Raw genomic sequence first — 25,086 nt, forward strand, 5'->3', positions numbered from 1 at the left:
GGCCACAAGAGCCGGCCACCGACACCGTGACACCGTGAGCCCGTTCCGCCGTCCCTTGCCGGAGCCGACCGCCATGGACGGCCTGAACACGCCGCGGCGATTGCGCCACCACCGCCGGCCCGCCGTGACTCGCACCAGCCGCAAAAGTGAGAACAGAATCGTTGACAATTCTGTTCGCCTAGATTTAGCGTCGACAGGCACTCACTCAGGGAGGGCAGATGCCGAAGGAAGCCCGTCCAGGCTCCGGAGAGCAGGCCAAGCAGTACGCACTCGAGCGGCTCAGGAAGGCGATCCTGCGGGGCGAGATGGCACCGGCACAGCGGCTGGTGGAGAACGAGCTGGCCGAGAGCTACGGCGTCACGCGCGCCAGCATGCGTGCCGCACTGCTGGATCTGACCTCCGAGGGGCTGGTCGAGCGGATCCGCAACCGCGGTTCACGGGTGCGGGTGGTCACGGTCGAGGAGGCCGTGGAGATCACGGAGTGCCGGATGGTGCTCGAAGGGCTGTGCGCGGCCAAGGCGGCGACCGAGGCCACCGACGCGCAGCTCGACGAGCTGACCGCCATGGGCAAGGCCATGGGCAAGGCGGTCGCCGACGGCGATCCGGTCACCTACTCCGAGCTCAACCATGACCTCCACGCCCTGATCCGGGACGCCTCCGGCCAGCACACGGCCGTCGGTCTCCTGGAGCGGCTCAACGCCCAGCTGGTGCGCCACCGCTTCCAGCTGGCGCTGCGGCCGGGCCGTCCGCAGCAGTCCCTGGGTGAGCACCTGGCCGTGATCGACGCGATCAGGGCCAGGGATCCGCAAGCGGCCGAGACGGCCGTTCGCGCCCACCTCAGCAGCGTGATCGACGCCCTGCGCGCCGACTGAAGCGCGCTCCTGGGGCGGGTGCGGCACCTGTCACCAAGGAGATACAGCATGACCCACGGCAACGGCGCACCCGCCGCCGCTCCGCCCCGATCGACCCTCGTCGTCACCGCGCACGCCGGCGACTTCGTGTGGCGGGCGGGCGGAGCCATCGCCCTGGCCGCCTCCCGGGGCGAGAAGGTCACCATCGCGTGCCTGACCTTCGGCGAGCGCGGCGAGTCGGCCAAGGCGTGGCGGGAAGGAAAGAAGCTCGAGGAGATCAAGGCCATACGCCGGGAGGAGGCCGAGAAGGCCGCCGCCGTCCTCGGCGCCGAGGTCCGCTTCTTCGACGCCGGCGACTACCCGCTCGTCGCCACGGCCGAGCTGACCGACCGGCTCGTCGCCGTCTACCGGGAGACGCAGCCGGACGTCGTCCTCACCCACCCCACCGAGGACCCGTACAACGGCGACCACCCGGCCGCCAACCGCATGGCCCTGGAGGCCCGCGTCCTCGCCCAGGCCGTCGGCTACCCCGGCGAGGGCGGGATCATCGGCGCCCCGCCCGTCTTCTACTTCGAACCGCACCAGCCGGAGATGAGCGGCTTCAAGCCGGAGGTTCTCCTGGACATCACCGAGGTGTGGGAGACCAAGCGCAAGGCCATGGAGTGCCTGGGCGCACAGCAGCACCTGTGGGACTACTACACCGATCTCGCCGTACGCCGAGGAGTGCAGCTCAAGCGGAACGCCGGCCCCAACCTGGGCCTCGCGCACAAGACGATGGCCGAGGCGTACATGCGGCCCTACCCGCAGATCGCGAAGGAGCTCGCCTGATGCCCGGTGTGATCGTCACCAACCCGCCCAGGGCCGAGGCGGAGGACGTCGAGGCGCTCGCCGGCCACGGGACGGCCACCGTCGGCGAGGCCATGGGTCGCACCGGCTTCCTCGGCACGCATCTGCGCCCGATCCAGCAAGGTGTCCGTGTCGCGGGCACCGCCGTCACCGTGCTGTGCTGGCCCGGCGACAACCTCATGATCCACGCGGCGGTCGAACAGTGCGGCAAGGGCGACATCCTCGTCGTCACCACCACATCGCCCTGCACGGACGGCCTGTTCGGCGAGCTGTTCGCCACCGCTCTGCAGCGGCGCGGAGTACGCGCAGTGGTCCTGAACACCGGCATCCGCGACACCGCCGAACTGCGCGCGATGGGCTTTCCCGCCTGGTCCGCCGCGGTCAGCCCGCAGGGCACGGTCAAGGCGACCGGCGGCAGCGTGAACGTACCGATCGTGATCGGCGGCCAGATGATCCGCCCCGGTGACGTGATCGTCGCCGACGACGACGGCGTGGTGGTCGTCCCGCGCGAGCGCGCCCGCGACACCGCCGAGGCGTCCGAGGCCCGCGAGCGGAAGGAGGCAGGGGCCCGCGCCGCCTTCCTGGAGGGGCAACTCGGCCTGGACCGCTACGGGTTGCGCGAAACGCTCGCACGGCTCGGGGTGACCTACCGGTCGTACGAGGAGGACGGGTCATGAGCGGCCCAGCGGGGATCCGCTGCATGCTGATGCGCGGCGGCACCTCCAAGGGCGCCTACTTCCTGGCGGACGACCTGCCCGCCGAACAGACCGTGCGTGAGGGGCTGTTGTTGCGGGTCATGGGCAGTCCCGACCCGCGCCAGATCGACGGCCTCGGTGGCGCCCACCCGCTCACGAGCAAGGTGGCCGTGGTGTCCCCGTCGGCCGACCCCGAGGCCGACGTGGACTACCTCTTCCTCCAGGTCGCCGTGGACAAGGCAGAGGTCTCGGCCCGCCAGAACTGCGGCAACCTGCTCGCCGGGGTCGGTCCGTTCGCCGTCGAGCGCGGACTCGTACGAGCGGGGACGGACGAGACGTCCGTGCGCATCCGCATGGTGAACTCCGGCGACTTCGCCACGGCGACCTTTCCGACCCCGGACGGGCGCGTCGACTACAGCGGCGACACGGAGATCTCCGGGGTCCCCGGGAGTGCCGCCCCCGTGGTCATCGAATTCCCGCCGGGCAAGGGAACGTTGCTGCCCACAGGGAACGTGCGCGACACGGTCGCGGGCATCGAGGTCACGTGCGTCGACAACGGCATGCCCACCGTCCTGGTCCCGGCCGAGGCCCTCGAGGTCACCGGTCACGAAGACCCGGAGGAGCTGGAGGCGAACCAGGATCTCACCGCCCGGCTCCACGACATCCGGCTGGCAGCGGGGCGGCTGATGGGGCTCGGTGACGTCACCGGCACCACCGTTCCCAAGCTCACCCTCCTCTCACCGCCCCGCCACGGCGGCGCCGTCACCACCCGCACCTTCATCCCGGCCCGCGTGCACACCTCCATCGGCGTCCTGGGCGCCGCCGGCGTGGCGGCCGGGCTGCGGATCGAGGGGAGCGTCGCGCACGGCATCGCGGCCCTCCCCGAGGACGGTGACCGGCTCCGCATCGAGCACCCCAGCGGATTCACAGACATCGACAGCAGCATCGAACGCGCTCCCGACGGCGGCCCGAGGGCCCGTCGCACCGCCGTCGTCCGCACCGCCCGCAAGATCTTCGACGGCACCGTCTTCCCCGTACCAGCCGCAGGAGGTCGCTCATGACCCCGCCTCTCGGCGACATCGCCCACATCGGCCACGCCCAGCTGTTCACCCCGGACCTGGACGCCTCCGTCGCCTTCTTCACCGGCTTCCTGGGCCTGACCGTCAACGGACAGCACGGCGACACCGTCTACCTGCGGACCTTCGACGACTACGAGCACCACAGTCTCGTCCTCACCGCCCGCGACCAGCCCGGCCTCGGCCGCCTCGCCCTGCGCACCTCCAGCGAGGAGGCGCTCCGGCGCCGGGTGCGGGCCATCGAGGCGGCGGGCGGCACGGGAGAGTGGACCGAGGACGAGCCCGGTCTCGGCCGGCTCTACGTCACCACCGACCCGGACGGCCACGAACACGCCCTGTACTGGGAGAGCGAGTACTACCAGGCCCCCGGCGCGCTCAAGCCCTCCCTCAAGAACCAGCCACAGGCCAAACCCAACCGCGGCGTCGGCGTACGCCGCCTGGACCACGTCAACTTCCTCGCCGCCGACGTCCTCGCCAACGCCGAGTTCCAGGAACAGGTCCTCGGCGCCCGCCCCACCGAGCAGATCCGGCTCGACTCCGGGAAGATCGCGGCGCGCTGGCTGACGTACACCGACAAGTCGTACGACGTCGTCTACACATCCGACTGGACCGGCAGCGCGGGCCGCCTGCACCACATCGCCTTCGCCACCGACACCCGCGAGGACATCCTGCGAGCCGCCGACCTCGCCATCGACACCGGCGTCTTCATCGAGACGGGACCGCACAAGCACGCCATCCAGCAGACGTTCTTCCTCTACGTCTACGAACCCGGCGGCAACCGCGTCGAACTGTGCAATCCGCTCACCCGCCTCGTCCTCGCCCCCGACTGGCCACTCATCACCTGGACCGAGGAGGAGCGCAAGAAGGGCCAGGCATGGGGCCTGAAGACCATCGAGTCCTTCCACACGCACGGCACACCACCCGTGCGGCCCTGACCTGATCCGTGCCTTTCCGGCCCCGGGGACGACGCACCCGCACCCCCGGGGCCGAATCGTTGCCTAAATTGTCAACAAAAGCGTTGACGCAACGGGAACGGCTTTCTTAACGTCTACGCCACAACAAGCTCGGCTCCCCTCGCGGAGTCCGCAGCTCAGGGGCGTGCTCCGTCCGTTTTCCCACCGGCCGCGCGAGCCACACCGGCCCCACCCCCTTGCAGCCAGGGACCAGGCCCCTGTCCGATGTCCCGCACGAGAGGAAACAACGATGTCCTCCTCCGCCGCCTCCCCGCTCGCCCAGGCGACCGGGACAGCGACCCGCCGAAGCCGCACCGCCGTCATCGCCCTGTGCTGGGGACTCGTCCTCCTCGACGGCATCGACACGTTCATCTACGGCTCCGTGCTCCCCAAGATGCTCGGCGGCCACAGCCTCGGCCTCACCCCCGACACCGCGGGCACGATCGGCAGCTACGCCAACTTCGGCATGCTGCTCGGCACGATCCTGTCCGGCATGGCCTCGAACTGGATCGGCCGCCGCGTCACCGTCTTCGTCAGCGTCGTGATCTTCACCCTCGCCACGCTGGGTACCGGCTGGTCCCAGTCCTCGGGCCAGTTCGGCTCCTTCCGCTTCGTGTGCGGCTTCGGCCTCGGCGCGCTGCTGCCGATCGCGATCTCGTACGGCATGGAATTCACCAGCCGCGGCCGCCGCGCCCTCGCCACCGGCGTCATCATGACCGCCCACCAGACCGGCGGCGCCCTGGCCCCGCTGATCGCCCTCTGGCTGGTCGACGACCACGGCTGGCGAACGACCTTCATCGCCTCCGCGATCCCCGCCCTGATCCTGCTCCCGGTCGCCTTCAAGCTGCTGCCCGAGTCGCCCACCAACCTGCTCACCCGCGGCCGCCGCGCCGACGCCGAGCTGCTCGCCGCCGACTACGGCACCGAACTGGCCGAGCCGAAGGCGAACAGCGGGGACAAGCTGGACGCGCTGAGGAATCTCTTCCGGCGCGGCCAGTGGTCCACCACTCTGTGCTTCTGGCTGACCTCCTTCGCGGGTCTGCTCCTGGTCTACGGAGTCGGCCAGTGGCTGCCGAAGATCATGGTCGACCTCGGCCACGACACCGGCGACTCGCTGCTCTTCTCGACGTCCCTGAACGTCGGCGGCATCTGCGGCATGCTCATCGCCGGCCGCACCGCCGACCGCATCGGCCCGCGCAAGGTCGTCATCGCCTGGTTCGCCCTGACCGCCGTCTTCGTCCACCTCATGGGCGTCAAGATGTCGGTCGGCGTCCTGTACGCGGTGGTCTTCTTCGCCGGACTGCTGCTCTTCTCCGGCCAGACCATGGTCTACGCGACGGTCGGCACCCACCACAACGACGAGGACCGCCCCACCGCCCTCGGCTGGGTCTCCGGCATGGGCCGCTTCGGCGCCATCTTCGGCCCGTGGATCGGCGGCGCCCTCATCGAGGCCGGCAACGCCGGCATCGGCTTCACCATGTACGCCTGCGCCGCCCTCTTCGGCGCGCTCATGATGGCCGCGGCCGCCCTCACCATCAAGACGCGTACGGCCGCCGCAGTCTGACCGCGGGCAGACGGACAAGACCCTGCACCGCCGAGGGCCTGCCAGGAGTCGTCGCACCACGTGCCGCGTGATCAGGCGGCAGCAGTCTCTGCAGACGCTCGGCCGGGGTCTCCCAGCCGAGCGTCTTGCGCGGGCGGCCGTTTTCCCCGGTCGGGGACGCGGGTGGAAGCGAGAGTGGCGGGATCCGGGACGGCCGGAAGGTAGTCGTCAAGATCGGCGCCACGCGAGGACCGGGAACGGTCAGGCCCCCCGAGTTGTACGCCCGCATCCCCCGCTGGAGTCGCCGGCCGTCGCGTGGCCGCGCCGAAGCGGATACGACCCGCTGCTGCGCGCCGCCCTCGGCCGGACCTCGGCGACGCCCTCCTGGAGCCGGCCGCCCGTACCGCGGTGGCAGCGGCCGGCAGGTGACGGACCGCGGCGCCCCGCCCAACGGCTACGCGGTCGCTGCCGGAGGGCCCGGCTCCCAGGCGTGGACTTCGCCGACGGGCAGTCTGCGGCGACCGTCCCCCTCGTCGTTCCACTGTCCGGCGGGGCGGCCACGGCGTACCGCTCGCCGCGTTCGACACGCTGGGCCACCCTGCGAGAGGCCCGTCCCCGGTCACCTCGGCACCGGCACCGGCATCCACTCGGGTGTGCGCCACGCTCCGGTCGGGACACGCGGCACGTCCCGCGGCCCAGTCGGCGAGTGCCGTGAGGCGCCGTCGCGTGCGCGCCGCAGGGCCCCTTCTCGCCTCCGGACTGCCCCAGCCCCTGCCGGTACACGTCCGGACCGTTCCCCGCCCGGCCCCGCCCTCAGAGCCGCGCCCCCCTCCGCTCGCCCCGCAGGAGCCACGCCAGGTACGCGCCGCCGGCCACGCCGGTCAGGACGCCGACCGGGAGCAGGGCCGAGCCGGTCAGGCGTTGCGTGGCGAGGTCGGCCGCGGTGAGCAGGAGGGCGCCCGTCCAGGCGGCGGGCAGGATGTTGGGGCCGGCCGCGCGGGTCATCCGGCGTGCGAGCTGGGGCGCGGCCATGGCCACGAACGGGACCGGTCCGGCCGCCGCGACGGCCAGCGCCGTCAGGCCCGTACCGGCGCTCAGCAGGATCAGGCGGCTGCGCTCGGGCGGGACGCCCAGCGCGGCGGCGGTGTCGTCGCCCATCTCCAGCATGGTCAGGCGCCGCGTGTACCCCAGGACGACCGGCCCGAGCACCGCCACGCCGAGCGCGGCGACGGTGACGTCGCTCCAGTCCCGGGCGTTCAGCGAACCGATCGTCCAACTCGCCGCCTGCGCCGCCTTGCCGATGTCGGCGCGCAGGTACAGGAAGTTGGTGACCGCGCCCAGCACCGCGGAGGCGCCGATGCCGACGAGCACCAGCCGGTAGCCGTGCACCCCCCGCTTCCAGGCCAGCAGGTAGACCGCCGCGGCCGTGGCGCAGCCGCCCGACACGGCGCCGACGGCCGTCTGCGTCGCGCCCGCGTCCAGCACGATGATGGCGACGAGCGCGCCCGCCGAGGCGCCGTTGCCGAAGCCGATGATGTCGGGGCTGCCGAGCGGGTTGCGGGTGAGCGACTGGAACACCGCGCCCGCCATGCCCATCCCGAACCCGACCAGCGCGGCGACCAGGGCGCGCGGCAGCCGGAGGTCGAGGACCACGAACCCGGCGCCCGGCGGCCCGTCGCCGAAGAGGGTTCGCACCACCTCGGCCGGGGACAGTTCGTACGTCCCCGTGCCGAGGGCGAGGACCATCGCGAGGGCGGCCAGCGCGGCCAGCAGCACGCAGACCAGGACCGCCCGGGGGTCGTACCGCAGCGACCAACGCCCCGTGCGCAACAGCCCGCGCCGCGGATCGACGTGGACGGCCGGGCGCTTCCTCTCCCGCACCGGGCTCACAACTGGGCCACCTTCCGCTGCCGTACCAGATGGATGAAGAGGAGTCCGCCGAGGAACGCGGTGACCGTGCCGACCTCGATCTCCGACGGCGGGACGACGATCCGTCCGATGACGTCCGAGACGAGCAGCAGCACCGGGGCGAACACCGCGCAGTACGGCATGAGCCAGCGCGGGTCGGGGCCGCAGAAGGCGCGGGCGGCGTGCGGGATCATCAGGCCGATGAAGGCGATCGGGCCGCACACGGCGGTCGCGCCGCCGCACAGCAGGGTGATGGCGACGACGGAGAGCACCCGTACCCGCCGCACCCGCGTGCCGAGCGCCAGCGCGTGGTCCTCGCCGAGCGCGATCGCACCGAGCGGCCGGGCCAGCGCGAAGGCGAGCAGCGCGCCGGCCACCAGCAGCGGTGCCACGGTGAGCAGGAGGGACGCGTCGCGTTTGGCGAGGGTGCCGACCGACCAGTACCGCATCTCGTCCAGGGTGCTCAGGTGCCACAGCGAGAGGCCGTTGACGTAGCCGAACAGGGCCGCGTTGACGGCGGTTCCGGCGAGCGCGAGACGGACCGGGGTGGCCCATCGGCCGCCGCCGAGGGCGTGCACGGCGGTGGCGGCGACGGCCGCGCCGGCCAGGGCGAACCACAGGTATCCGGTGAACGAGGTGATGCCGAGGACGCCGATCGCGGTGACCACGGCCGCGGCGGCACCCGCGTTGACGCCGAGCAGACCGGGGTCGGCGAGCGGGTTGCGGGTCAGGGTCTGCATGATCGCGCCGCCCAGGCCCAGGGCCGCGCCGACCGCGACGCCGATCAGCGTGCGCGGCAGTCTCAAGTCCCGCACGATCGCGTCGTTCTCGCTGCCTGACGGGGTGAACAGGCCGGACCAGACCTGGTCGAGGGGGATTCCCTTGGTGCCCACGGCCAGTGACAGGGCGGCCGCCGCCGCCAGCAGCACGGCTCCGAGGAGCAGACCGGCCGGGCGCAGCGCGGCCCGGGTGCGGGCGGCCCGGGTGCGGGCGGCCCGGGAGCCGGGTGCCGTGTCCGGCGGCGGGGCGGACGCGGTGGCCGCGCTCATGAGGCCGCCGCCGCGCGGGCCCGGCACCGCGGCCGGTGCCGGGGGGCGGACACCGTTTTCGGCCGATGGTGTGCACACATTCCAATGGACATGTGCTTAGCTTAGGCTAACCTAACCGGAGTTGTTGACGATCTCGTCCACACAACCGGTCGTCCTGCGCGCCTCAACGCGGTTCACGGAGAACACCGATGACCACCCTGTCCAGTTCCGCCCCGAATGACACAGCATCGGATGTCCGTCCGGTGCGGGTCACCGGCCCACGCGTCGCACGCCTCCTGGCGGAGACGGCCGGGGCGGACGCGGTCCGCCGCGCCGCGTCGGCCGCCGAGTTCTGGCGCGAGGCGGAACGTTCGGGCACGCCGCTGGTCGAGGAAATCGACGGTGATCCTCGGCATCGCGCGGTCACCTTCCTGTGGCGGGGTCACCGCGCCACCCGGCAGGTGCTGTTCAGCGGCAACCGCGTCACCGACCGGGACCGGCTCGCCGATTCGCTCCTGGAGCGGGTCCCGGGGACCGACGTCTGGCACCTGGGGCTGCGGCTGCGCGCCGACCACCGGGGCTCGTACCGGCTGGCCGCCGACATCTCGCTGCGCGAGCCGCCGGCCGACCCGGACGCCCTCCAGCAGCGGTTGCGCTCGCTCGCCGCGCACGCGGCGGCGGATCCGCTGAACCTCCGCAGGATCGCGACGCGTTGGCAGTCCGCCGACAGTTCGGTCTTCGCGCTGCCGGACGCCCCGGCCCAGCCGTGGTCCGGCCGCCGGGGCACCGTTGCGGCCGGGCGCGTCGAACGCCACCGGGTGACGGCCGCGGCCCCGGTCGGTGACCGGGACGCCTGGGTCTACCTGCCGCCGGAAACCGGACGCCGGGACGGAACACCGCTGCCGGTGGCCGTGGTGTGCGACGGCGACATGTGGTTCGGGCGGCTCGGTCTCGCCGACACGCTCGACGCGATGATCGCCGACGGGGCGTTGCCGCCGCTGGCCGTCGTCGCGCCGGACGCCGTGGACCGGACCGCCCGCCGGCGCGACCTCGGCGCCCGGGAGCCGTTCGTCGCCTTCCTGGCCGACGTCCTGCTGCCCTGGGCGGCGGGCCGCTGGCCGATCACCACCGACCCGCGCCGGACGGTGGTCGCCGGACAGAGCCTCGGCGGCCTGACCGCCCTGTACGCCGGGTACCTGCGGCCCGACCGGTTCGGCAACGTCCTGGCCCAGTCGCCCTCCCTGTGGTGGCGGCCGGGGCTGCCGTCCCCGCCCGGCCCCAAACCCCCCGTGCACGGCGACCCCTGGCTCGTCGCCCGCTTCAAGGCCGAGCCGCCACGCCCCCTGACCGTCCATCTGGACGTGGGGCTGCACGAGGGCACCATGGTCGACCACGCCCGCGTCCTGTACGACACCCTGCGCGCGGGCGGCCACCGGGTGACCTTCGACGCCTTCAACGGCGGTCACGACTACGCCTGCTGGCACGGCGCGCTGGCCGACGGCCTGGCCCGGCTGCTGGCCGGCTGAACCCCGGCCCCCGGCCGGAACCCCGAGAACCGTTTCCCTCCCCTCACCCTCGACCCAGGAGTTCTTCTTCCATGTCCACTCGTCGTTCCACCCGCAGAACCCTCCTGACCTCCGCCGCCGCGGTACTGACCGGCGCCGTCCTCCTCACCGGCTGCGGGAGCGACGGCGGCGGTGACGGCGCGAGCGGCAAGGAGCCGGGCACCCGTCACATCACCGATGCCACGGGCCGCGAGGTCGACGTGCCGGCCGCCCCGAAGAAGGTCGTCACGCTCAGCGAACCCACCCTGGACGCCGCCCTGGCGCTCGGTGTCGAGCCGGTCGGCGCCACCGCGGGCCGCGGGCAGAAGGGCGTCTCCACCTACCTCGCCGGCAAGGCGGGCACGGCGCAGGTGGTCGCCACGGTCGCCGAGGCCGACATGGAGAAGGTCGCGGCCCTCCGGCCCGACCTGATCCTGCTCGACGAGACGACGGCCGTGAAGACACAGGTCTCCAAGCTGGAGTCGATCGCCCCGACGGTGGTCACCGCCAAGCTCAACGAGGACTGGAAGAAGGCGTTCACGGCCACGGCCGACGCCCTCGGCAAGGAGTCCGAGGCCCAGAAGACCATCAGTGGCTTCGACGCGGACCTGGCCGCCGCCAAGAAGAAGCTCGGCGACAACGCGGGCGCGTCGGTCAGCGTGGTCCGCTGGCAGAACGGCGCCCCGTCGGCGGTCGGCCGCGGGGTGGGCCACGTCGGTTCCACCCTCTCGGACCTGGGCCTCGGCCGGCCCAAGGACCAGCAGGGCGTGGGCAGCGGCCACAGCGAGCCGGTGAGCCTGGAGAAGCTGTCCACCATCGACGCCGACTGGCTGGTCTTCGGCACCCTCGGTGACAAGGCCGACGGCGAGAAGGCGTACGCCGAGGCGAAGAAGGTCCCCAACTTCGGCAAGCTGAAGGCCGAGCGGAGCGGCCACGTCGTCGTCGTCCAGGGCTCCGCCTGGAACAGCGCCGGCGGTCCGCTCGCCGCGCGGATCGTCCTGGACGACCTGACGAAGGCGCTCGCCTCGTGAGCGCCACGGGACTGGACGGCCGCCTCGTCCTCGTGACGGGGGCGGGCCGGGGCATCGGTGCCGCGGTGGTCACGGCCCTCGTCGCGGAGGGCGCCCGGGTGGTCGCCACGGACCTCGCGTTCGGCGACGCGGCGGCGCTCGGGGAGCGGGTCACCGCCCGGACCCTGGACGTCACCGACGCCGCCGCCGTGGAGGCGCTGATCGCGCAGACCGAGGACACCCTCGGCCCGCTGGACGTCGCCGTGAACGTCGCCGGCGTCCTGCGCGACGCACCGGTGGCCGAACTCACCGACGAGGACTGGGCGGCGCACTTCGCTGTCAACTCCACCGGCGTCTTCCACGTCTCACGCGCCGTCGCCCGCCGGATGACCGGACGGGGCCGGGGCAGTATCGTCACCGTCGCCTCCAACGCGGCCGGCGTCCCCCGCGCGAATCTCGCCGCCTACGCCGCTTCCAAGGCGGCCGCGGTGATGTTCACCAAGTGCCTCGGCCTGGAGGTCGCCCGGCAGGGCGTGCGCTGCAACACGGTCTCCCCCGGCTCGACCATGACCGACATGCAGCGCGCCCTGTGGACCGGGGACGACGAGGGGGCCTCCGCGCGACGGGTGATCGAGGGGGACCTGGCGTCCTACCGCACCGGCATCCCGCTCGGCCGGATCGCCGACCCCGCCGACATCGCCGACGCCGTCGTCTTCCTGGCCTCCGACCGGGCCCGCCACATCACGATGCACGACCTGTACGTCGACGGCGGCGCCACCCTGCGGGCCTGACCACACGCCGGCCCGGCCCCTTCCTCACTGGAGACTGAGATGTCCGTTTCCCTGCACGCACCCACCGCGTTCGCGCCGGTCTCCCCCGGCGCGGCCACCTCCCTGCTCGACGCCTACAGCCCGGTCACCGACCGGTTCGTGGCCACCCCCCACCGGACGCTGCTGGGCCGCGGCACCGCCGCCGTCATACCCGACGACTCCCGCCCGCCGGCCCTGCGGGTGCGCGACACCCTCGACGGGCTGCGCCGGCCGGGAGCCGCGGCGCCGGTCGTCGTCGGCGCGCTGCCCTTCGCCCCGGACGGGCCGGCCGCGCTGGCGGTGCCGGACGTGGTGCACTGGGCGCCGCCGCTGCGTGAGGACCCGCTGGTCGCGCTGCCGGTACCGGACGACGCGGACCGGCCGGACTGGCGGGTCGAGGAAGTGCCCTCGTCCGAGCGGTACGGCGCCGCCGTCGCGGCGGCGGTCGCCCGCATGCGGGCCGGTGAGTTGGACAAGGTCGTCCTCGCCCGCAGCCTGGAACTGACCTCGGACCGCGCCCCCGACCTGCCGGCGATGCTGCGCCGGCTGGCCCGCCGCGACCCGTCCGGCTACACCTTCGCGGTGCCCGGCGGCCCGGGCCGCACCCTGATCGGCGCCAGCCCGGAACTGCTGGTGGCACGGCAGGGCGGGCGGCTGACCGCCAACCCGCTCGCGGGCTCGGCGCCGCGCAGCGAGGACCTGGCCGAGGACGTCCGGCGCGCGGTCGCGCTGCTGGAGTCCGAGAAGGACCTCCACGAACACGCCGTGGTGGTGGCCGCCGTACGGGAGGCGCTGGCGCCGTTCTGCACCGCCCTTCAGGTGCCCGAGCGGCCGACGCTGGCGCGCACCGCCGCGATGTGGCACCTGTCGACCACGGTCACCGGCGAGTTGGCCGACCCCGACGCCACCACCGCGCTGGACCTGGCGTCCGCGCTGCACCCCACGCCCGCCGTGTGCGGCACCCCGACCGACCTGGCCCGGCAGGTGATCGCCGAGTCGGAGCCCTTCGACCGGGGGGCCTACACCGGGATGGTCGGCTGGCAGGACGCCGACGGTGACGGCGAGTGGGTCGTGACGATCCGCTGCGCCGAGGCCGAGGGCAACACCCTGCGCCTGTTCGCCGGGGCCGGGGTCGTGGCCGCGTCGACGCCGGAGGCCGAGACCGCCGAGACCGCCGCCAAGTTCCGTACCTTCCTGCACGCCGTTGGAGCCTCCCTGTGACCATAACCCCCGGTGTGGACGCCCCCACCTGGCCGCCCGAGTTCGCCGAGCGCTACCGCGCCGCCGGCTACTGGCGCGGCCAGACCTTCGGTGACATGCTCCGCGAGCGTGCCGCCGCCCACCCCGACCGGACCGCCCTGGTCGACCCGGCCCCCGAGCGCCGTACCTGGACGTACCGGGAACTGGACGAGCGGGCCGACCGGCTGGCCGCCGGGTTCCTCGCGCGCGGCATCCGCAAGGGCGACCGGGTCGTCGTGCAGTTGCCGAACACCGGCGAGTTCGTCGAGGTGGTCTTCGCCCTGTTCCGGATCGGCGCGCTGCCGGTGTACGCGCTGCCCGCGCACCGCGAGACGGAGATCGCGCACTTCTGCTCGTTCGCCGAGGCCGTCGCGTACGTCGTCCCGGACCGGCACGCCGGCTACGACCACCGCGAGCTGGCCGCGCTGATGCGGGAGCGGACGCCGTCCCTGAGGCACGTCTTCGTGGCCGGTGATCCCGGTGAGCACACCGCGCTGAGCGAGGTGCCGTGCGAGCCGTCGGGGCCGTTCGACGGGCCCGAGCCGCACGAGCTGGCCTTCCTCCAGCTGTCCGGCGGCACGACGGGGCTGAACAAACTGATCCCGCGCACCCACGACGACTACATGTACTCGCTGCGGAGCTCGAACGAGATCTGCGGGGTGGACGACGGCACCCGGTTCCTGGTCGTGCTGCCCGCCGCGCACAACTTCCCGATGAGTTCGCCGGGCTGGCTCGGCGTGCTGTACGCGGGCGGCACGGTGGTGCTCTGCCCGAGGCCCGACCCGGCGACCGCGTTCCCGCTCGTCGAGGGCGAACGGATCACCATGACGGGTCTGGTGCCGCCGCTGGCCCTGTTGTGGACGGACGCCGCTGCCGCCACCGCGCACGACCTGTCCAGCCTGGAACTGGTCCTCGTCGGCGGCGCCAAGTTCAGCGAGTCGGCGGCCCGCCGCCTGGAGCCCGCGCTCGGGTGCCGGCTGATGCAGGTCTTCGGCATGGCGGAGGGCCTGGTCAACTACACGCGGCTGGACGACGACACCGAGACGGTCGTCACCACCCAGGGCCGGCCCATTTCCCCGGACGACGAGATACGCGTCGTCGACGACCAGGACGACGACGTGCCGGAGGGCGAGTTCGGGCACCTGCTCACCCGCGGCCCGTACACCATCCGCGGCTACTGGCGGGCCCCCGGGCACAACCGCCGCTCGTTCACCGAGGACGGCTTCTACCGCACCGGCGACATCGTGCGCCGCCTGCCCAGCGGCCACCTCGTCGTCGAGGGCCGGGCCAAGGACCAGATCAACCGGGGCGGCGAGAAGATCGCGCCGGAGGAGGTCGAGAACATCATCCTCGCCCACCCGGCCGTGCACGACGTGTCCGTGGTCGCCGTCCCCGACGAGTACCTCGGCGAGCGCTCCCTCGCCTACGTCATCCTCCGTGAGGGCGCCGAGCCGCTGAAGCCGGTGGCGGTCAAACGGTTCGTCCGGGAGCGGGGCATCGCCGCGTACAAGGTCCCCGACCTCGTGGAGTTCGTCGACGCCTTCCCGCACACCGGCGTCGGCAAGATCAGCAAGAAGCACCTGCGGTCCGCCGCCGAACAGTCCTGACCCTCCGAGAGGCTCCCCCATGGCACTTCCCGCCATCGCCCCCTACCCGCTCCCGGCACCGGACGAGCTGCCCGATGGCCGCGTGGCCTGGACCGTGGACCCGGCGCGTGCCGTCCTGCTCGTGCACGACCTGCAACAGCACTTCCTCGGCGCCTTCCCGGCCGGCGAGCAGCCCCTGACCGGCATGCTCGCCAACACCGCACGGCTGCTGAAGGCGTACCGCCGGCTCGGCGTACCGGTCGTCTACTCCGCCCAGCGCGGCGGCCAGACGCCCGAACAGCGCGGCCTCCAGCTGGACTTCTGGGGACCCGGTGTCGCCGACGACCCGGAGAGGCTCGCCGTTCCCGACACCGTCGCCCCGGCGGACGGCGACACGGTGCTGACCAAATGGAAGTACAGCGCCTTCGTCCGCACCGAACTGGCTGAGCTGATGCGCGACAAGGGCCGCGACCAGATCGTCATCACCGGCGTGTACGCGCACATCGGGGTGCTGATGACCGCCGTCGACGCCTGGCAGCGGGACATCCGGGCGTTCGTCGTCGCGGACGCGGTCGCGGACTTCTCCCGCGCGGACCACGACATGGCCCTGCGCTACGCCGCCGGCCGCTGCGCGGTCGTGACCACCACCGACACACTCCTCCAGGAGGTCTGAGGCATGGCGCTCACCGTCGAACAGATCCGTACCGATGTCGCCGACTGCCTCGGTGAGGACCCGGCGGACATACCCGTCGACGAGAACCTGGTCGACTACGGCCTGGACTCGGTCCGCATCATGGCGCTGCTGGAGCGGTGGCGTCACGAGCACGCCGTGACCGCCGGCTTCGCGGACCTCGCCGAGCAGCCCGCCATCGAGGCGTGGGCCCGGCTGCTGGGGGCGGCATGACCGCCGCCGCGGAGCCGGTCGCGTCGGTGCTGCCGCTGACGGCCGCCCAGTCGGGCATGTGGTTCGCGCAGGCCCTCGATCCGCTCAGCCCCGCGCTGAACACCGCCGAGTGCCTGGAGATCGACGGGCCGCTGGACACCGCGCTGTTCACCGAGGCGCTGCGCCGGGTGGCCGCCGAGGCCGAGGCGCTGCGGGTGCGGATCGAGGACACTCCGGACGGACCCCGGCAGCACGTCGCGGCGGACGTCGAACCGCCGCTGACCGTACGGGATGCGGCCACGCCCGCCGAGGCGGAGGCGTGGATGCGCGCCGACCTGGCCGAGCCGTTCGACCTGGCGGCCGGACCACTGTTCCGGCACGCCCTGTTCCGGGTCGGCGAGGACCGGTGGCTGTGGTACCAGTGCATCCACCACCTCGTCATGGACGGCTACGGCTATTCGCTGCTGGTGCGCCGCACCGCCGAGGTCTACACGGCGCTGGCGCGTGGCGAGGAGCCCGCCCCGCGGTCCTTCGGCACGCTGGCCTCGCTCGTCGAGGACGACGCCGCCTACCGGTCCTCGCCGGCCTTCGCGGCGGACCGCGCCCACTGGTCGGAGGCGTTCGAGGACCGTCCCGAGGCGCCCCGGCCGGCCGGGCGCGGCGCGCTGCCCTGCCGTACGTTCCTGCGCCGTACGACGCACCTCTCCCCGGAGGCCACCGAGCGGCTGAAGGACCTGGCTGGCCGGCTCCGCGCGACGTGGCCGGACGTGCTGATCGCCGCCCAGGCGCTGTACACCGCCCGCGCCACGGCCCGCACCGACGTGGTGCTGGGCCTGCCGATGATGGGCCGCATGGGGTCGGTGGCGCTGCGCGTGCCCGGCATGGTGATGAACGTGCTGCCGCTGCGGCTGCGCGTCACTCCCGGGGCGGCCTTCGCGGAACTGGTGCGGCAGGTGGTGCTCGGCATCCGCGAGGTCCGCCGCCACCAGCGCTACCGCTACGAGGACATCCGCCGCGATCTGGGCCTGCTCGGTGAGGGCCGCGCCCTGGCCGGTCCGCTCGTCAACATCATGCCGTTCGACTACGGCGTGGGCTTCGCGGGCGCCCCCGCCCGGGCCCGGAACCTGTCCGCGGGCCCGGTGGACGACCTGACGGTGAACGTCTACGACCGGGCCGACGGCCGGGGCCTGCGCATCGACCACGACGGCAACCCGGCGCTGTACGAGGACGCCGACCTGGCCGCGCACCAGGAGCGTTTCCTGCACCTGGTGGACCGGCTCACCGGCACCGACCCGCAGGCCCCGCTCGCGGTCCACCCGATCGCCACCCCGGCCGAACGGGAGCTGGTGGTCCAGGAGTTCAACCGCACCGAGCGGGCACTGCCGCCGACCACCCTGATCGGCCCCATCGAGGCGCGGGCCGCCCGCACGCCGGACGCCACCGCGGTGGTCTTCCGGGACACCGCGCTGACCTACGCCGAGCTCAACACGCGCGCCAACCGGCTGGCCCGGCACCTCCAGGCCCGCGGCGCCCGGCCCGGCACGGTCGTCGCCGTCTCCGTACCGCGCTCGGTGGAGCTGGTCGTGTCGCTGCTGGCGGTGCTGAAGGCGGGCGCCGCCTACCTGCCGCTGGACCCGGACTACCCGGCGCGGCGGCTGGCGTACATGCTCGCCGACGCCGCGCCCGTGTGCGCGCTCGCCGACCGCGCCGGCCGGCTCCCGGAGGGCACCGGCACCGACGTGGTCGTGCTGGACGGGCTGGACACCTCCGGGTACTCGTGGACCGACCCGGGCCGCGCGCTCACCCCGGCCCACCCGGCGTACGTCATCTACACCTCCGGTTCCACCGGCCGGCCCAAGGGCGTCGTCGTGCCGCACCGGGCCATCGACAACCGGCTGCGCTGGATGCAGGCCGAGTACGGGCTGACGCCGGCCGACCGGGTGCTGCAGAAGACGCCGTCGTCGTTCGACGTGTCGGTGTGGGAGTTCTTCTGGCCGCTGCGCGAGGGCGCGACGCTGGTGGTCGCCGAACCCGGCGGGCACAAGGACCCGGTGTACCTGGCCCGGCTGATCCGCGAACACGCCGTCACCACCTGCCACTTCGTGCCGTCGATGCTCCAGGTGTTCCTGGGCGCGCCGGAGGCCGCCGGCTGCGCGGGCGTGCTGCGCCGGGTGTTCTGCAGCGGCGAGGCGCTGCCCCGCCAGGCCGCGCACGCCTTCGCCCGCGCCCTGCCGGACGTCGGGCTGCACAACCTGTACGGGCCGACCGAGGCCGCGGTGGACGTCACATATCACGCGTGCGATCCGGCCCACGGCGGTCCGGTGCCGATCGGCCGGCCGGTGTGGAACACCCGCCTGTACGTCCTGGACTCGGCCCTTCAGCCCTGCCCGCCCGGAGTGCCCGGTGAGCTGTACCTGGCGGGCGTCCAGCTCGCCGACGGCTATCTGGGCCGGCCCGAGCTGAACGCGACCCGGTTCGTCGCGGACCCGTTCGGCCCGGCGGGCGGCCGGATGTACCGCACCGGCGACCTGGCCCGCTGGACGGCCGACGGCGAGGTCGAGTACCTGGGCCGCACCGACCACCAGGTCAAGCTGCGCGGACAGCGCATCGAGCCGGGCGAGATCGAGGCGGCGCTGGCGGCCCTGCCGGGCGTGGACGCGGCGTGCGCGCTGGTCCGCGAGGACCGGCTCGTGGCGTATGTGACGGGCGGCGCGGACCCGGCCGAGATCCGAACGGCGCTGGCCCGGGAACTGCCCGAGCACATGGTCCCGGCGGCCGTGGTGGCACTGGACGCCTTCCCGCTCTCGCCCAACGGCAAGCTGGACCGCCGGGAACTGCCCGCCCCGGTCTTCGCCGGTGCCGCGGGGACGCGGCCGTTCGCCTCGGCCCGCGAGGAGGCGCTGACCGGGCTGTTCGCCGAGGTGCTGGGCGCGGCGGGCGTCGGTCCCGACGACGCGTTCTTCGACCTCGGCGGCACCTCGCTGCTCGCCGTGCGCCTGATCGGCCGCGTCCGGGAGGAGTTCGGCCGCGAGCTGACCCTCGGGTCGCTGTTCGAGGCGCCGACGCCCGCCGCGCTGGCCGCCCGGCTGGACGCCGCCGCCCCGGCCTCGGACCACGCCCTGGGCGTGGTCCTGCCGCTGCGCGCCGAGGACGGGGGCACCCCGCTGTTCGCCATCCACCCGGCGGGCGGCCTGGCCTGGTGCTACGCGGGACTGACCGCGCGGCTCGGCCCCGGCCGGCCGGTGTACGGCCTTCAGGCCCGTGGTCTGTCGGGCGAGGAGGAACTGCCGCGCACGCTCCAGGAGGAGGCCGAGGACTACGCGGCGCGCATCCGTGAGATCCAGCCGCACGGCCCGTACCGCCTGGTCGGCTGGTCGGTCGGCGGTGTCCTCGCGCACACCGTCGCCGTCCTGCTCCAGGAGGCCGGGGAGCGGGTCGAACTCCTCGCGCTGCTCGACGCGTTCCCGTCCGAGCAGTGGCGGGAGCGGCCCGCGCCCGAGGAGGGCGACGCGCTCACCGCGGTGCTGCGCATGGCGGGCTTCGACCGCACCACCGAACGCACCCGCGAGGACGTGCTCGCCACGCTGCGCGCGGCCGGCAGCCCGCTGGCCGGGCTCACCGACCGCACCCTGTCCCGGATCGTCGACATCGTCCCCAACCACGCCCGGATGATGCGCGCGCACGAACACCGCGTCTACGACGGCGACGTGCTGTTCTTCACCGCCGCCGCGCCCCGTGCGGAGGACTGGCTGACCCGGGAGGCGTGGCGGCCGTATGTGACCGGACGGATCGTCAACCTCGATCTGCCGTGCACCCACCCGCAGTTGATGCGGGACCGGTACCTCGACGACATCGCGGCGGTGCTGGCCGCCCGGCTGAAGGAGCTGGACGCATGAGCGCCGACACCACCGGACCCTTCGACGCCCCGTCCGACGAGCGTGCGGACAGCCATCTGGTACTGGAGAACGCGGACGGACTGCGGTCCCTGTGGCCGGCCTGGTGTGCGGTGCCGGCCGGATGGACGGCCCGCTTCGGCCCGGCCCCGCACGCGGCGTGCCTGCGCGTGGTGGAGACGGGCCGGGGGTGAGCGCGGTGACGCAGGTGCGGCCGGCCGGGCGGAGGGACGCGTCCCTGTGGGTGGTGCGCGCCCCCGCCCCGGACGCACCGCCGGACGCCGCCCTTCTGGGCGTCCTCGACCCGGTCGAGCGCCGACGGGCGGCGGCGCTGCGGCGGCCCGCCGACCGGGCGCTGTACGTGGCCGCCCACGGCACGCTGCGCCGCCTGCTCGGTGATCGGCTGGGCCTGCCACCCGCCGAGGTGGCGCTGACCCGGCTGCCGTGCCCCGGCTGCGGCGGGCCGCACGGCCGTCCCGCCGTCGCCGGACCGGCCAGTGACCGGCTGCACTTCTCCCTCGCGCACACCGCCGGCCTCGCCCTGCTGGCCCTGGCCGGGCGGCCGGTCGGCGTCGACGTGGAGCGGGTGCCCGGACCGCGCCTGGCCGAGGACGCCGCCCGGGCCCTGCACCACGCCGAACGGGCCGAGCTGGCGCGGCTGCCGCCCGGGGCCCGACCCGGCGCCTTCGCGCACTGCTGGACCCGCAAGGAGGCGTATGGCAAGGCGACGGGCGAGGGTCTTTCCGGCGAGGCCCTGCGCGGGCTGTACCTCGGCACCGGTCCCCGGCCCGCCACGGTGCCCGGCTGGCGCGTCACCGATGTCGAGGTGCCGCCCGGCTGGGCCGCCGCCTGCGCGGTGCGCGAGGAGAGCCGGGTCAGCGGCCCAGGAGTTCCACGAGGCCGTCGGCCAGCTCGGTACGCCAGCACAGGTAGTCGTGACCGCCGTTGAACTCCCGGTAGGAGGAGTCGTGGTACCCCCGGTCCCGCAGGGTGTCGCGCAGTCGCCGGGCGGCGGGCAGCGCCACCCACTCCTGCTCGCCGAAGGAGAGCCGGAACCGCACCGGCAGCCGGGGCGCGGCGGCGAGCGCCCGGGTGAGCCACTCGGCGTCCTCCCCGGCCGGCCACCAGAAGGAACCCGACTGGACGAGGGCGTTGCCGAAGCGGTGCGGGGCGGCCGCGGCCGCGTAGGCGGCGGTGAGCCCGCCCAGGCTCTGCCCGGCGACGACGGTACGCGCCGGGTCGGCGGTGACGGGCAGGTGCCCGGCCGCCCACGGCAGCAGTTCGTCCGCGAGGTGGGCGACGTAGTCGGGGCGGCAGCTCAGCTCCGCCCAGCGGGTGGCTTCGTCGACGGCCTCCGGCAGCACGGCGGCCAGCGGCGGGAGGCGTCCGTCGGCGATGAGGTTGTCGAGCAGGTGCGCCAGGCCGAGCCGGGGTCCCCAGTGCTCGCCGTCCAGCAGCACCAGCACCGGCAGCCCGCCGGCCGGGGCCTCTCCGGCAGGCGCGTACAGCCAGACCCGCCGGTCCCCGCCCGGCCGGGCGCTCGGCATCCGGTGCTCGCTGAGGGTGCCGTGCGCGATGTCCGGCCGGGGCCGCCAGTCGCCCGCGTCGGGCGCGGCGGGGAGTTCGGCGTACGACACCTGCCCGCCGCCCCATCGGCGCGGCAGGGCGCGGTCGTTGAACGGGTCGGGGCGGGGCCGGGACCGCAGCCGGCGCCAGTGGCCGCCCTCGGTGTCCGCGGCTTCCACGTCCCCTTCGTCGACGTGGAAGTCGTACGTACCGCGCCAGTCGTGCCTGAGCCGCAGGGTCCAGTGCCAGACGTCCGTGCCCGGTACGTGTGTCATCAGGTTGCCCGCCGGGTCGCGCGGGTCGCCCAGCTTGTTGGGCAGCACCTCGACGGCCCGGGTGGCCGGGGTGCCGCGCCACAGGAACGTCACCGCCCGGTGCTCGGGGCTGCCCTGCGGATCGGGCCCCACCAGCGGCGTGCCGAGGCGGCGCACGTCCTTCCAGAACTCTTCCACGCCGGCCGGACCCGGCAGCGCGCGGACCGGCTCGGGGAGCCGGGGGACGGGGTTCGGCCGGGGCAGGCGGGGCGGGTGGCTCGCCGTGGCCCCGGGCGGATCGGTGAAGAGGCTGTGCACGGTTTTCATTTGACTGCTCACGATCTTCTAGTTAGGTTAGCCTTACCTTACTTGATCGCACGTCGCTTTACCGGCCGGCCGCCGCGCCGCCCCTCACGTGCCCTCCTCCTCATCGGACGTTCCGAGTGGCGTCCGCCTGCCTGGAGCAGCTTCATGACCTCTGTCAGATCCGCTTCGTCCCCCGCTGCCCGCCGGGGCCGCGTGGTGGCCGTGACCGCGGGCACCGCCCTCGGTCTCGGCGCCCTCGTCGCCGCCCCGTCGGCCGCCGCCGGCACCGGCGGTACGGACCTCACCGGCAGGGTGGCGCTGACGGCGGTGAACACGGCCGCACCCGCGGTCGCCCTGGACACGACGTCCGTACGGGCCGGCGGGGAGGTGCGGTTCACCGCCACCGGCTTCCCGGCCGGCGGCATGCTGAGCGTCAAACTCGACGACGCGACGCTGCTGGCGCAGTTCACCGTCGGCGACGGCGGCAGCGTCTCGGGCCGGGTGACGATCCCGGCGGCGACGAGCACGGGCGACGGCCACTGGCTCCGGTTCCTGGCGACCGGGACGAGTCTCAAGAGCGAGAGCCTCACGGTCACCGCCGCCCCGCCCGCCTCCCCCACTCCCACGCCGGCCCCGACGCCCTCGCGGACCACCGCGCCCGCGACGGACCCGAAGGTCAGGCTGACCGGCGGGAACAAGGTCACGGCCGGCGGCAGGGTCTCCTTCGCTCTGTCCGGGTTCGCCAAGGGCCAGAACATCACGGTGAAACTGGACGGCGGCGCCGTCCTCGGCCGGTGGAACGGCGCGGTGAAGGCCGACGGGACCTTCACCGGCACGGTCACCGTCCCCGCCCCGACCGCGGCCGGGGCGCACTGGCTGCGCGTCCTGGCCCCCGACCCGGCGTCCAGCCTCAGGGCGGATCTCACGGTCACGTCGTCCTCGCCCTCGCCGGGCGGCGGCTCGGGCGGGTCGGGCACAGCGGGCGGCTCGGGCGGAGCGAGCGGGCCGGGCGGCGTCGGCGGCGTCACGGACACCAACGGCTCCGGTCGGGGCTCCGCTTCTTCCGGTACGTCCACCGGCGCCTCCCCCGCTGCTTCCGCGACCGTCACCGGCGGCTCCCGGGTGGCCGCGGGCGGCAAGGTGTCGTTCCGGGTGACGGGCTTCCCGGCGGGGCGACAGCTGACGGTGAAGCTGGACGACAGCAAGATCCTCGGCCGGTGGACGGTCGGTTCCGACGGATCGCACGCCGGGATCGTCACCGTTCCACCGGACGCCACGAAGGGCGCCCACTGGCTGCGCTTCCTCGCCCCGGACCCGCCCACGAGCCTGCGCGCCGACTTCACCGTGACGTCCGAAGCCGCCGCGTCCTCCGGGTCCCCCGGCGGCTCGCCGTCCGGCGCGGCGGGCGGCGTCGCCGTTCCCGTGCCGGCGGCCTCCGGCGCCCCGGCCGCCGCCACCGACGACGCGGGCGCCAAGGCAGAGATCACCGCCGGCGAGGTGCAGCCCGGAGGCACCCTGCACTTCAAGGTGACCGCATTCCCGGCGGGCAAGCAGGTCACGGTCAAGCTCGACGACGAGGCCATCCTCGGCCAGTGGAAGACCGACGGCGACGGCTCCCACGAGGGTGACGTGACCGTCCCCGCCGCCACCTCCGCCGGCGCCCACTGGCTGCGCTTCCTCGCGCCCGACCCGCCCACCTCGCTGAAGGTGGAGTTCACCGTCAACGCCGCCGCCGCGGCGGCCGGTCCGGGCACGGAGGGGTCCGCCATGACCGCGCCGGGCACGGCCACGCAGGCCCTGGTGGCCGCGTCCCACTCCACGGTCTCCCACGCGACGGTCGCCTGGTCCGCGGCAGCCGCTGCGGCGGGCGGGGCCACGGGAGCCGCCGCCACCACGCTGATGGTGGTACGGCGTCGTACCGCGCGGCCCGCGCACGGCGCGTGAGACCACCTTTCCGAACCACCTCTCCCGAAGAGTTCCAACACCCCTACGACAAGGGAGCACTCCCACCATGTCCCACACCGGCACCCGCACCCACCGCCGCACCGCGATCGCCTCGGCCGTCGTCGTGGCGGTCGCCGCCGGCGGCGTCCTGACCCTGGCGGGCACCGCCTCCGCGCACACCGGCGGCTCGACCGTCAGCACGGCCAAGCTCACCAAGGGCCTGTACCAGTCGGCTTACTCCGAGCGGAACCACGTGCTGTGGGTCACCGCCGCCGTCGGCCGCCCGCCCGTCACCGAGTCCCACCTGCTGAAGGTCGACCCCAAGACCCTCACCGTCAAGGCGGACATCACCCCGCCGGTCACCGACGCCGCCACCGGTGCCGTCGAGGCCGTCTACGGCGTCGCCGTGGACGATGAGCACAACACCGTCTGGACGACCAACACCCGCAACAACACGGTGTCCGTCTACAGCCAGCGCACCGGCGAGCACCTCGCCACCCTGCCGAACGTCGGCCACGCCCGCGAGATCGCCGTCGACGAGAGGCACGACACCGTCTGGGCGAGCGCCTTCGGCGACGGAAGCCTCGTCGCTTTCGACAGCAAGACGTTCAAGGAGAAGAAGCGCGTCACCGTCGACGGCTCCGGCCCGGCCGGCCTGGCCGTCAACGAAAGGACCGGCACGGTCTACGCCGCCGACATGACCAACGACCGGCTCATCGCGGTGAAGCGCGGCTCCACGACGCCGGTCTTCATCCCGGCCGGGGACGGCGCGATCTCCGTCTCCCTGTCGAAGAACGGCAAGACCGCCTACACCGCCGACCAGGCGTCGGGCACCGTGTCCGTGATCGACCTCAAGAAGGGCGTCGTCACCAAGTCGGTGGCGACCGGCGCGGGCGCCCTGTCGGTCGCCACCGACGAGCGCTCCGGCGACGTCCTGGTCGTCAACCGCACCGCCGCCAACGTCACCCGCGTCGACGTCAAGAAGGGCGTCGTCGAGGAAACCGTGGCCACCGGCGCCAACCCGAACCACGTGGAGATCGCCGACGGCACCGCGTACGTGGTGGACAAGTCGGGCGCCGGCGCGGCCGAGGACACGCTCACCGAGATCCGCCTCGCGCGCTGACGTCCCACCCCTGGTGCCCGGCACGCCCC

The 25,086-nt window shown here is 73.8% G+C and carries 21 protein-coding genes; 18 read left to right on the forward strand and 3 right to left on the reverse strand.

Annotation, left to right across the window (positions count from 1 at the left end):
- Positions 1-218 precede the first annotated feature (218 nt).
- From HB370_RS01330 to HB370_RS01355, 6 genes are all read left to right on the forward strand, one after another.
- On the forward strand, positions 219-872 hold the full coding sequence (locus tag HB370_RS01330; protein WP_030793834.1) for a GntR family transcriptional regulator: 654 nt from the start codon (positions 219-221) through the stop codon (positions 870-872).
- A 48-nt stretch (positions 873-920) separates the two neighbouring features.
- Positions 921-1,679, forward strand: a complete 759-nt coding sequence (locus HB370_RS01335; RefSeq protein ID WP_030793837.1) for a PIG-L deacetylase family protein — start codon at positions 921-923, stop codon at positions 1,677-1,679.
- Positions 1,679-2,374 (forward strand): 4-carboxy-4-hydroxy-2-oxoadipate aldolase/oxaloacetate decarboxylase, encoded by a 696-nt coding sequence (locus tag HB370_RS01340; RefSeq protein WP_030793840.1) that lies wholly within the window; start codon positions 1,679-1,681, stop codon positions 2,372-2,374. Before HB370_RS01335 ends, HB370_RS01340 begins: the two co-directional genes overlap by 1 nt.
- A complete protein-coding gene (locus tag HB370_RS01345; RefSeq protein WP_030793843.1) occupies positions 2,371-3,453 on the forward strand; it encodes a 4-oxalomesaconate tautomerase in 1,083 nt (360 codons plus the stop codon). Before HB370_RS01340 ends, HB370_RS01345 begins: the two co-directional genes overlap by 4 nt.
- A complete protein-coding gene (locus HB370_RS01350; protein WP_030793846.1) occupies positions 3,450-4,403 on the forward strand; it encodes a catechol 2,3-dioxygenase in 954 nt (317 codons plus the stop codon). Before HB370_RS01345 ends, HB370_RS01350 begins: the two co-directional genes overlap by 4 nt.
- 268 nt (positions 4,404-4,671) lie before the next feature.
- Positions 4,672-5,985 (forward strand): aromatic acid/H+ symport family MFS transporter, encoded by a 1,314-nt coding sequence (locus HB370_RS01355; RefSeq protein WP_030793848.1) that lies wholly within the window; start codon positions 4,672-4,674, stop codon positions 5,983-5,985.
- Positions 5,986-6,777: 792 nt separating this feature from the next.
- Here HB370_RS01355 and HB370_RS01360 read toward each other — a convergent pair.
- Positions 6,778-7,854, reverse strand: coding sequence for an iron chelate uptake ABC transporter family permease subunit (locus tag HB370_RS01360; protein WP_244405338.1), 1,077 nt, complete (start codon positions 7,852-7,854; stop codon positions 6,778-6,780).
- Positions 7,851-8,921: an iron chelate uptake ABC transporter family permease subunit gene (locus HB370_RS01365; protein ID WP_037703303.1), complete on the reverse strand. Its 1,071-nt coding sequence runs from the start codon at positions 8,919-8,921 to the stop codon at positions 7,851-7,853. Before HB370_RS01365 ends, HB370_RS01360 begins: the two co-directional genes overlap by 4 nt.
- Before the next feature lie 188 nt (positions 8,922-9,109).
- Between HB370_RS01365 and fes (HB370_RS01370) the strand changes: the two genes are divergently transcribed.
- The 10 genes from fes (HB370_RS01370) to HB370_RS01415 all read left to right on the forward strand — a co-directional run bounded on the left by fes (HB370_RS01370) (position 9,110) and on the right by HB370_RS01415 (position 20,813).
- Complete coding sequence (gene fes, locus HB370_RS01370) at positions 9,110-10,426, forward strand: enterochelin esterase (RefSeq protein WP_078637816.1); 1,317 nt, start codon at positions 9,110-9,112, stop codon at positions 10,424-10,426.
- Positions 10,427-10,497: 71 nt separating this feature from the next.
- Complete coding sequence (locus HB370_RS01375; protein WP_030793859.1) at positions 10,498-11,475, forward strand: ABC transporter substrate-binding protein; 978 nt, start codon at positions 10,498-10,500, stop codon at positions 11,473-11,475.
- The gene (locus HB370_RS01380; protein WP_030793861.1) at positions 11,472-12,245 is read left to right on the forward strand and encodes a 2,3-dihydro-2,3-dihydroxybenzoate dehydrogenase; all 774 of its coding nucleotides are present in this window, start codon (positions 11,472-11,474) and stop codon (positions 12,243-12,245) included. Before HB370_RS01375 ends, HB370_RS01380 begins: the two co-directional genes overlap by 4 nt.
- A gap of 39 nt (positions 12,246-12,284) precedes the next feature.
- The gene (locus HB370_RS01385; RefSeq protein ID WP_030793864.1) at positions 12,285-13,484 is read left to right on the forward strand and encodes an isochorismate synthase; all 1,200 of its coding nucleotides are present in this window, start codon (positions 12,285-12,287) and stop codon (positions 13,482-13,484) included.
- Positions 13,481-15,109, forward strand: a complete 1,629-nt coding sequence (locus tag HB370_RS01390; RefSeq protein ID WP_030793867.1) for a (2,3-dihydroxybenzoyl)adenylate synthase — start codon at positions 13,481-13,483, stop codon at positions 15,107-15,109. The genes HB370_RS01385 and HB370_RS01390 overlap by 4 nt, the downstream gene beginning before the upstream one ends.
- Before the next feature lie 19 nt (positions 15,110-15,128).
- On the forward strand, positions 15,129-15,761 hold the full coding sequence (locus HB370_RS01395; RefSeq protein ID WP_030793869.1) for an isochorismatase family protein: 633 nt from the start codon (positions 15,129-15,131) through the stop codon (positions 15,759-15,761).
- Positions 15,762-15,764: 3 nt separating this feature from the next.
- Positions 15,765-15,992, forward strand: a complete 228-nt coding sequence (locus tag HB370_RS01400; RefSeq protein ID WP_030793872.1) for a phosphopantetheine-binding protein — start codon at positions 15,765-15,767, stop codon at positions 15,990-15,992.
- Complete coding sequence (locus tag HB370_RS01405; RefSeq protein WP_030793875.1) at positions 15,989-19,867, forward strand: non-ribosomal peptide synthetase; 3,879 nt, start codon at positions 15,989-15,991, stop codon at positions 19,865-19,867. The genes HB370_RS01400 and HB370_RS01405 overlap by 4 nt, the downstream gene beginning before the upstream one ends.
- Positions 19,864-20,058 (forward strand): MbtH family NRPS accessory protein, encoded by a 195-nt coding sequence (locus HB370_RS01410; RefSeq protein WP_037703297.1) that lies wholly within the window; start codon positions 19,864-19,866, stop codon positions 20,056-20,058. The genes HB370_RS01405 and HB370_RS01410 overlap by 4 nt, the downstream gene beginning before the upstream one ends.
- Positions 20,055-20,813, forward strand: coding sequence for a 4'-phosphopantetheinyl transferase superfamily protein (locus tag HB370_RS01415; RefSeq protein WP_063766469.1), 759 nt, complete (start codon positions 20,055-20,057; stop codon positions 20,811-20,813). Before HB370_RS01410 ends, HB370_RS01415 begins: the two co-directional genes overlap by 4 nt.
- Here the strand turns inward: HB370_RS01415 and fes (HB370_RS01420) are convergent.
- Positions 20,740-22,002, reverse strand: coding sequence for an enterochelin esterase (fes, locus tag HB370_RS01420; RefSeq protein ID WP_244405340.1), 1,263 nt, complete (start codon positions 22,000-22,002; stop codon positions 20,740-20,742). The two genes, HB370_RS01415 and fes (HB370_RS01420), sit on opposite strands and share 74 nt — an antisense overlap.
- Positions 22,003-22,155: 153 nt before the next feature.
- Between fes (HB370_RS01420) and HB370_RS01425 the strand changes: the two genes are divergently transcribed.
- Together HB370_RS01425 and HB370_RS01430 are read left to right on the forward strand one after the other, a co-directional pair.
- On the forward strand, positions 22,156-23,934 hold the full coding sequence (locus HB370_RS01425) for a hypothetical protein (RefSeq protein WP_157855669.1): 1,779 nt from the start codon (positions 22,156-22,158) through the stop codon (positions 23,932-23,934).
- A 67-nt stretch (positions 23,935-24,001) separates the two neighbouring features.
- Positions 24,002-25,057, forward strand: a complete 1,056-nt coding sequence (locus tag HB370_RS01430) for a YncE family protein (RefSeq protein WP_030793889.1) — start codon at positions 24,002-24,004, stop codon at positions 25,055-25,057.
- Positions 25,058-25,086 lie beyond the last annotated feature (29 nt).

The organism is Streptomyces sp. DSM 40868 (genome assembly GCF_011820545.1).
Classification (GTDB): Bacteria; Actinomycetota; Actinomycetes; order Streptomycetales; family Streptomycetaceae; genus Streptomyces; species Streptomyces eurythermus.

Bases quoted from the DNA above. Each gene is read 5' to 3' on its own strand.
- HB370_RS01355 (WP_030793848.1), top strand. From the start codon at position 4,672: ATGTCCTCCTCCGCCGCCTCCCCGCTCGCCCAGGCGACCGGGACAGCG.
- HB370_RS01405 (WP_030793875.1), top strand. From the start codon at position 15,989: ATGACCGCCGCCGCGGAGCCGGTCGCGTCGGTGCTGCCGCTGACGGCC.
- HB370_RS01350 (WP_030793846.1), top strand. From the start codon at position 3,450: ATGACCCCGCCTCTCGGCGACATCGCCCACATCGGCCACGCCCAGCTG.
- HB370_RS01365 (WP_037703303.1), bottom strand. From the start codon at position 8,921: ATGAGCGCGGCCACCGCGTCCGCCCCGCCGCCGGACACGGCACCCGGC.
- HB370_RS01410 (WP_037703297.1), top strand. From the start codon at position 19,864: ATGAGCGCCGACACCACCGGACCCTTCGACGCCCCGTCCGACGAGCGT.
- HB370_RS01345 (WP_030793843.1), top strand. From the start codon at position 2,371: ATGAGCGGCCCAGCGGGGATCCGCTGCATGCTGATGCGCGGCGGCACC.
- HB370_RS01340 (WP_030793840.1), top strand. From the start codon at position 1,679: ATGCCCGGTGTGATCGTCACCAACCCGCCCAGGGCCGAGGCGGAGGAC.
- HB370_RS01335 (WP_030793837.1), top strand. From the start codon at position 921: ATGACCCACGGCAACGGCGCACCCGCCGCCGCTCCGCCCCGATCGACC.
- HB370_RS01375 (WP_030793859.1), top strand. From the start codon at position 10,498: ATGTCCACTCGTCGTTCCACCCGCAGAACCCTCCTGACCTCCGCCGCC.
- HB370_RS01425 (WP_157855669.1), top strand. From the start codon at position 22,156: ATGACCTCTGTCAGATCCGCTTCGTCCCCCGCTGCCCGCCGGGGCCGC.
- fes (WP_078637816.1), top strand. From the start codon at position 9,110: ATGACCACCCTGTCCAGTTCCGCCCCGAATGACACAGCATCGGATGTC.
- HB370_RS01330 (WP_030793834.1), top strand. From the start codon at position 219: ATGCCGAAGGAAGCCCGTCCAGGCTCCGGAGAGCAGGCCAAGCAGTAC.
- HB370_RS01395 (WP_030793869.1), top strand. From the start codon at position 15,129: ATGGCACTTCCCGCCATCGCCCCCTACCCGCTCCCGGCACCGGACGAG.
- HB370_RS01400 (WP_030793872.1), top strand. From the start codon at position 15,765: ATGGCGCTCACCGTCGAACAGATCCGTACCGATGTCGCCGACTGCCTC.
- HB370_RS01385 (WP_030793864.1), top strand. From the start codon at position 12,285: ATGTCCGTTTCCCTGCACGCACCCACCGCGTTCGCGCCGGTCTCCCCC.
- HB370_RS01430 (WP_030793889.1), top strand. From the start codon at position 24,002: ATGTCCCACACCGGCACCCGCACCCACCGCCGCACCGCGATCGCCTCG.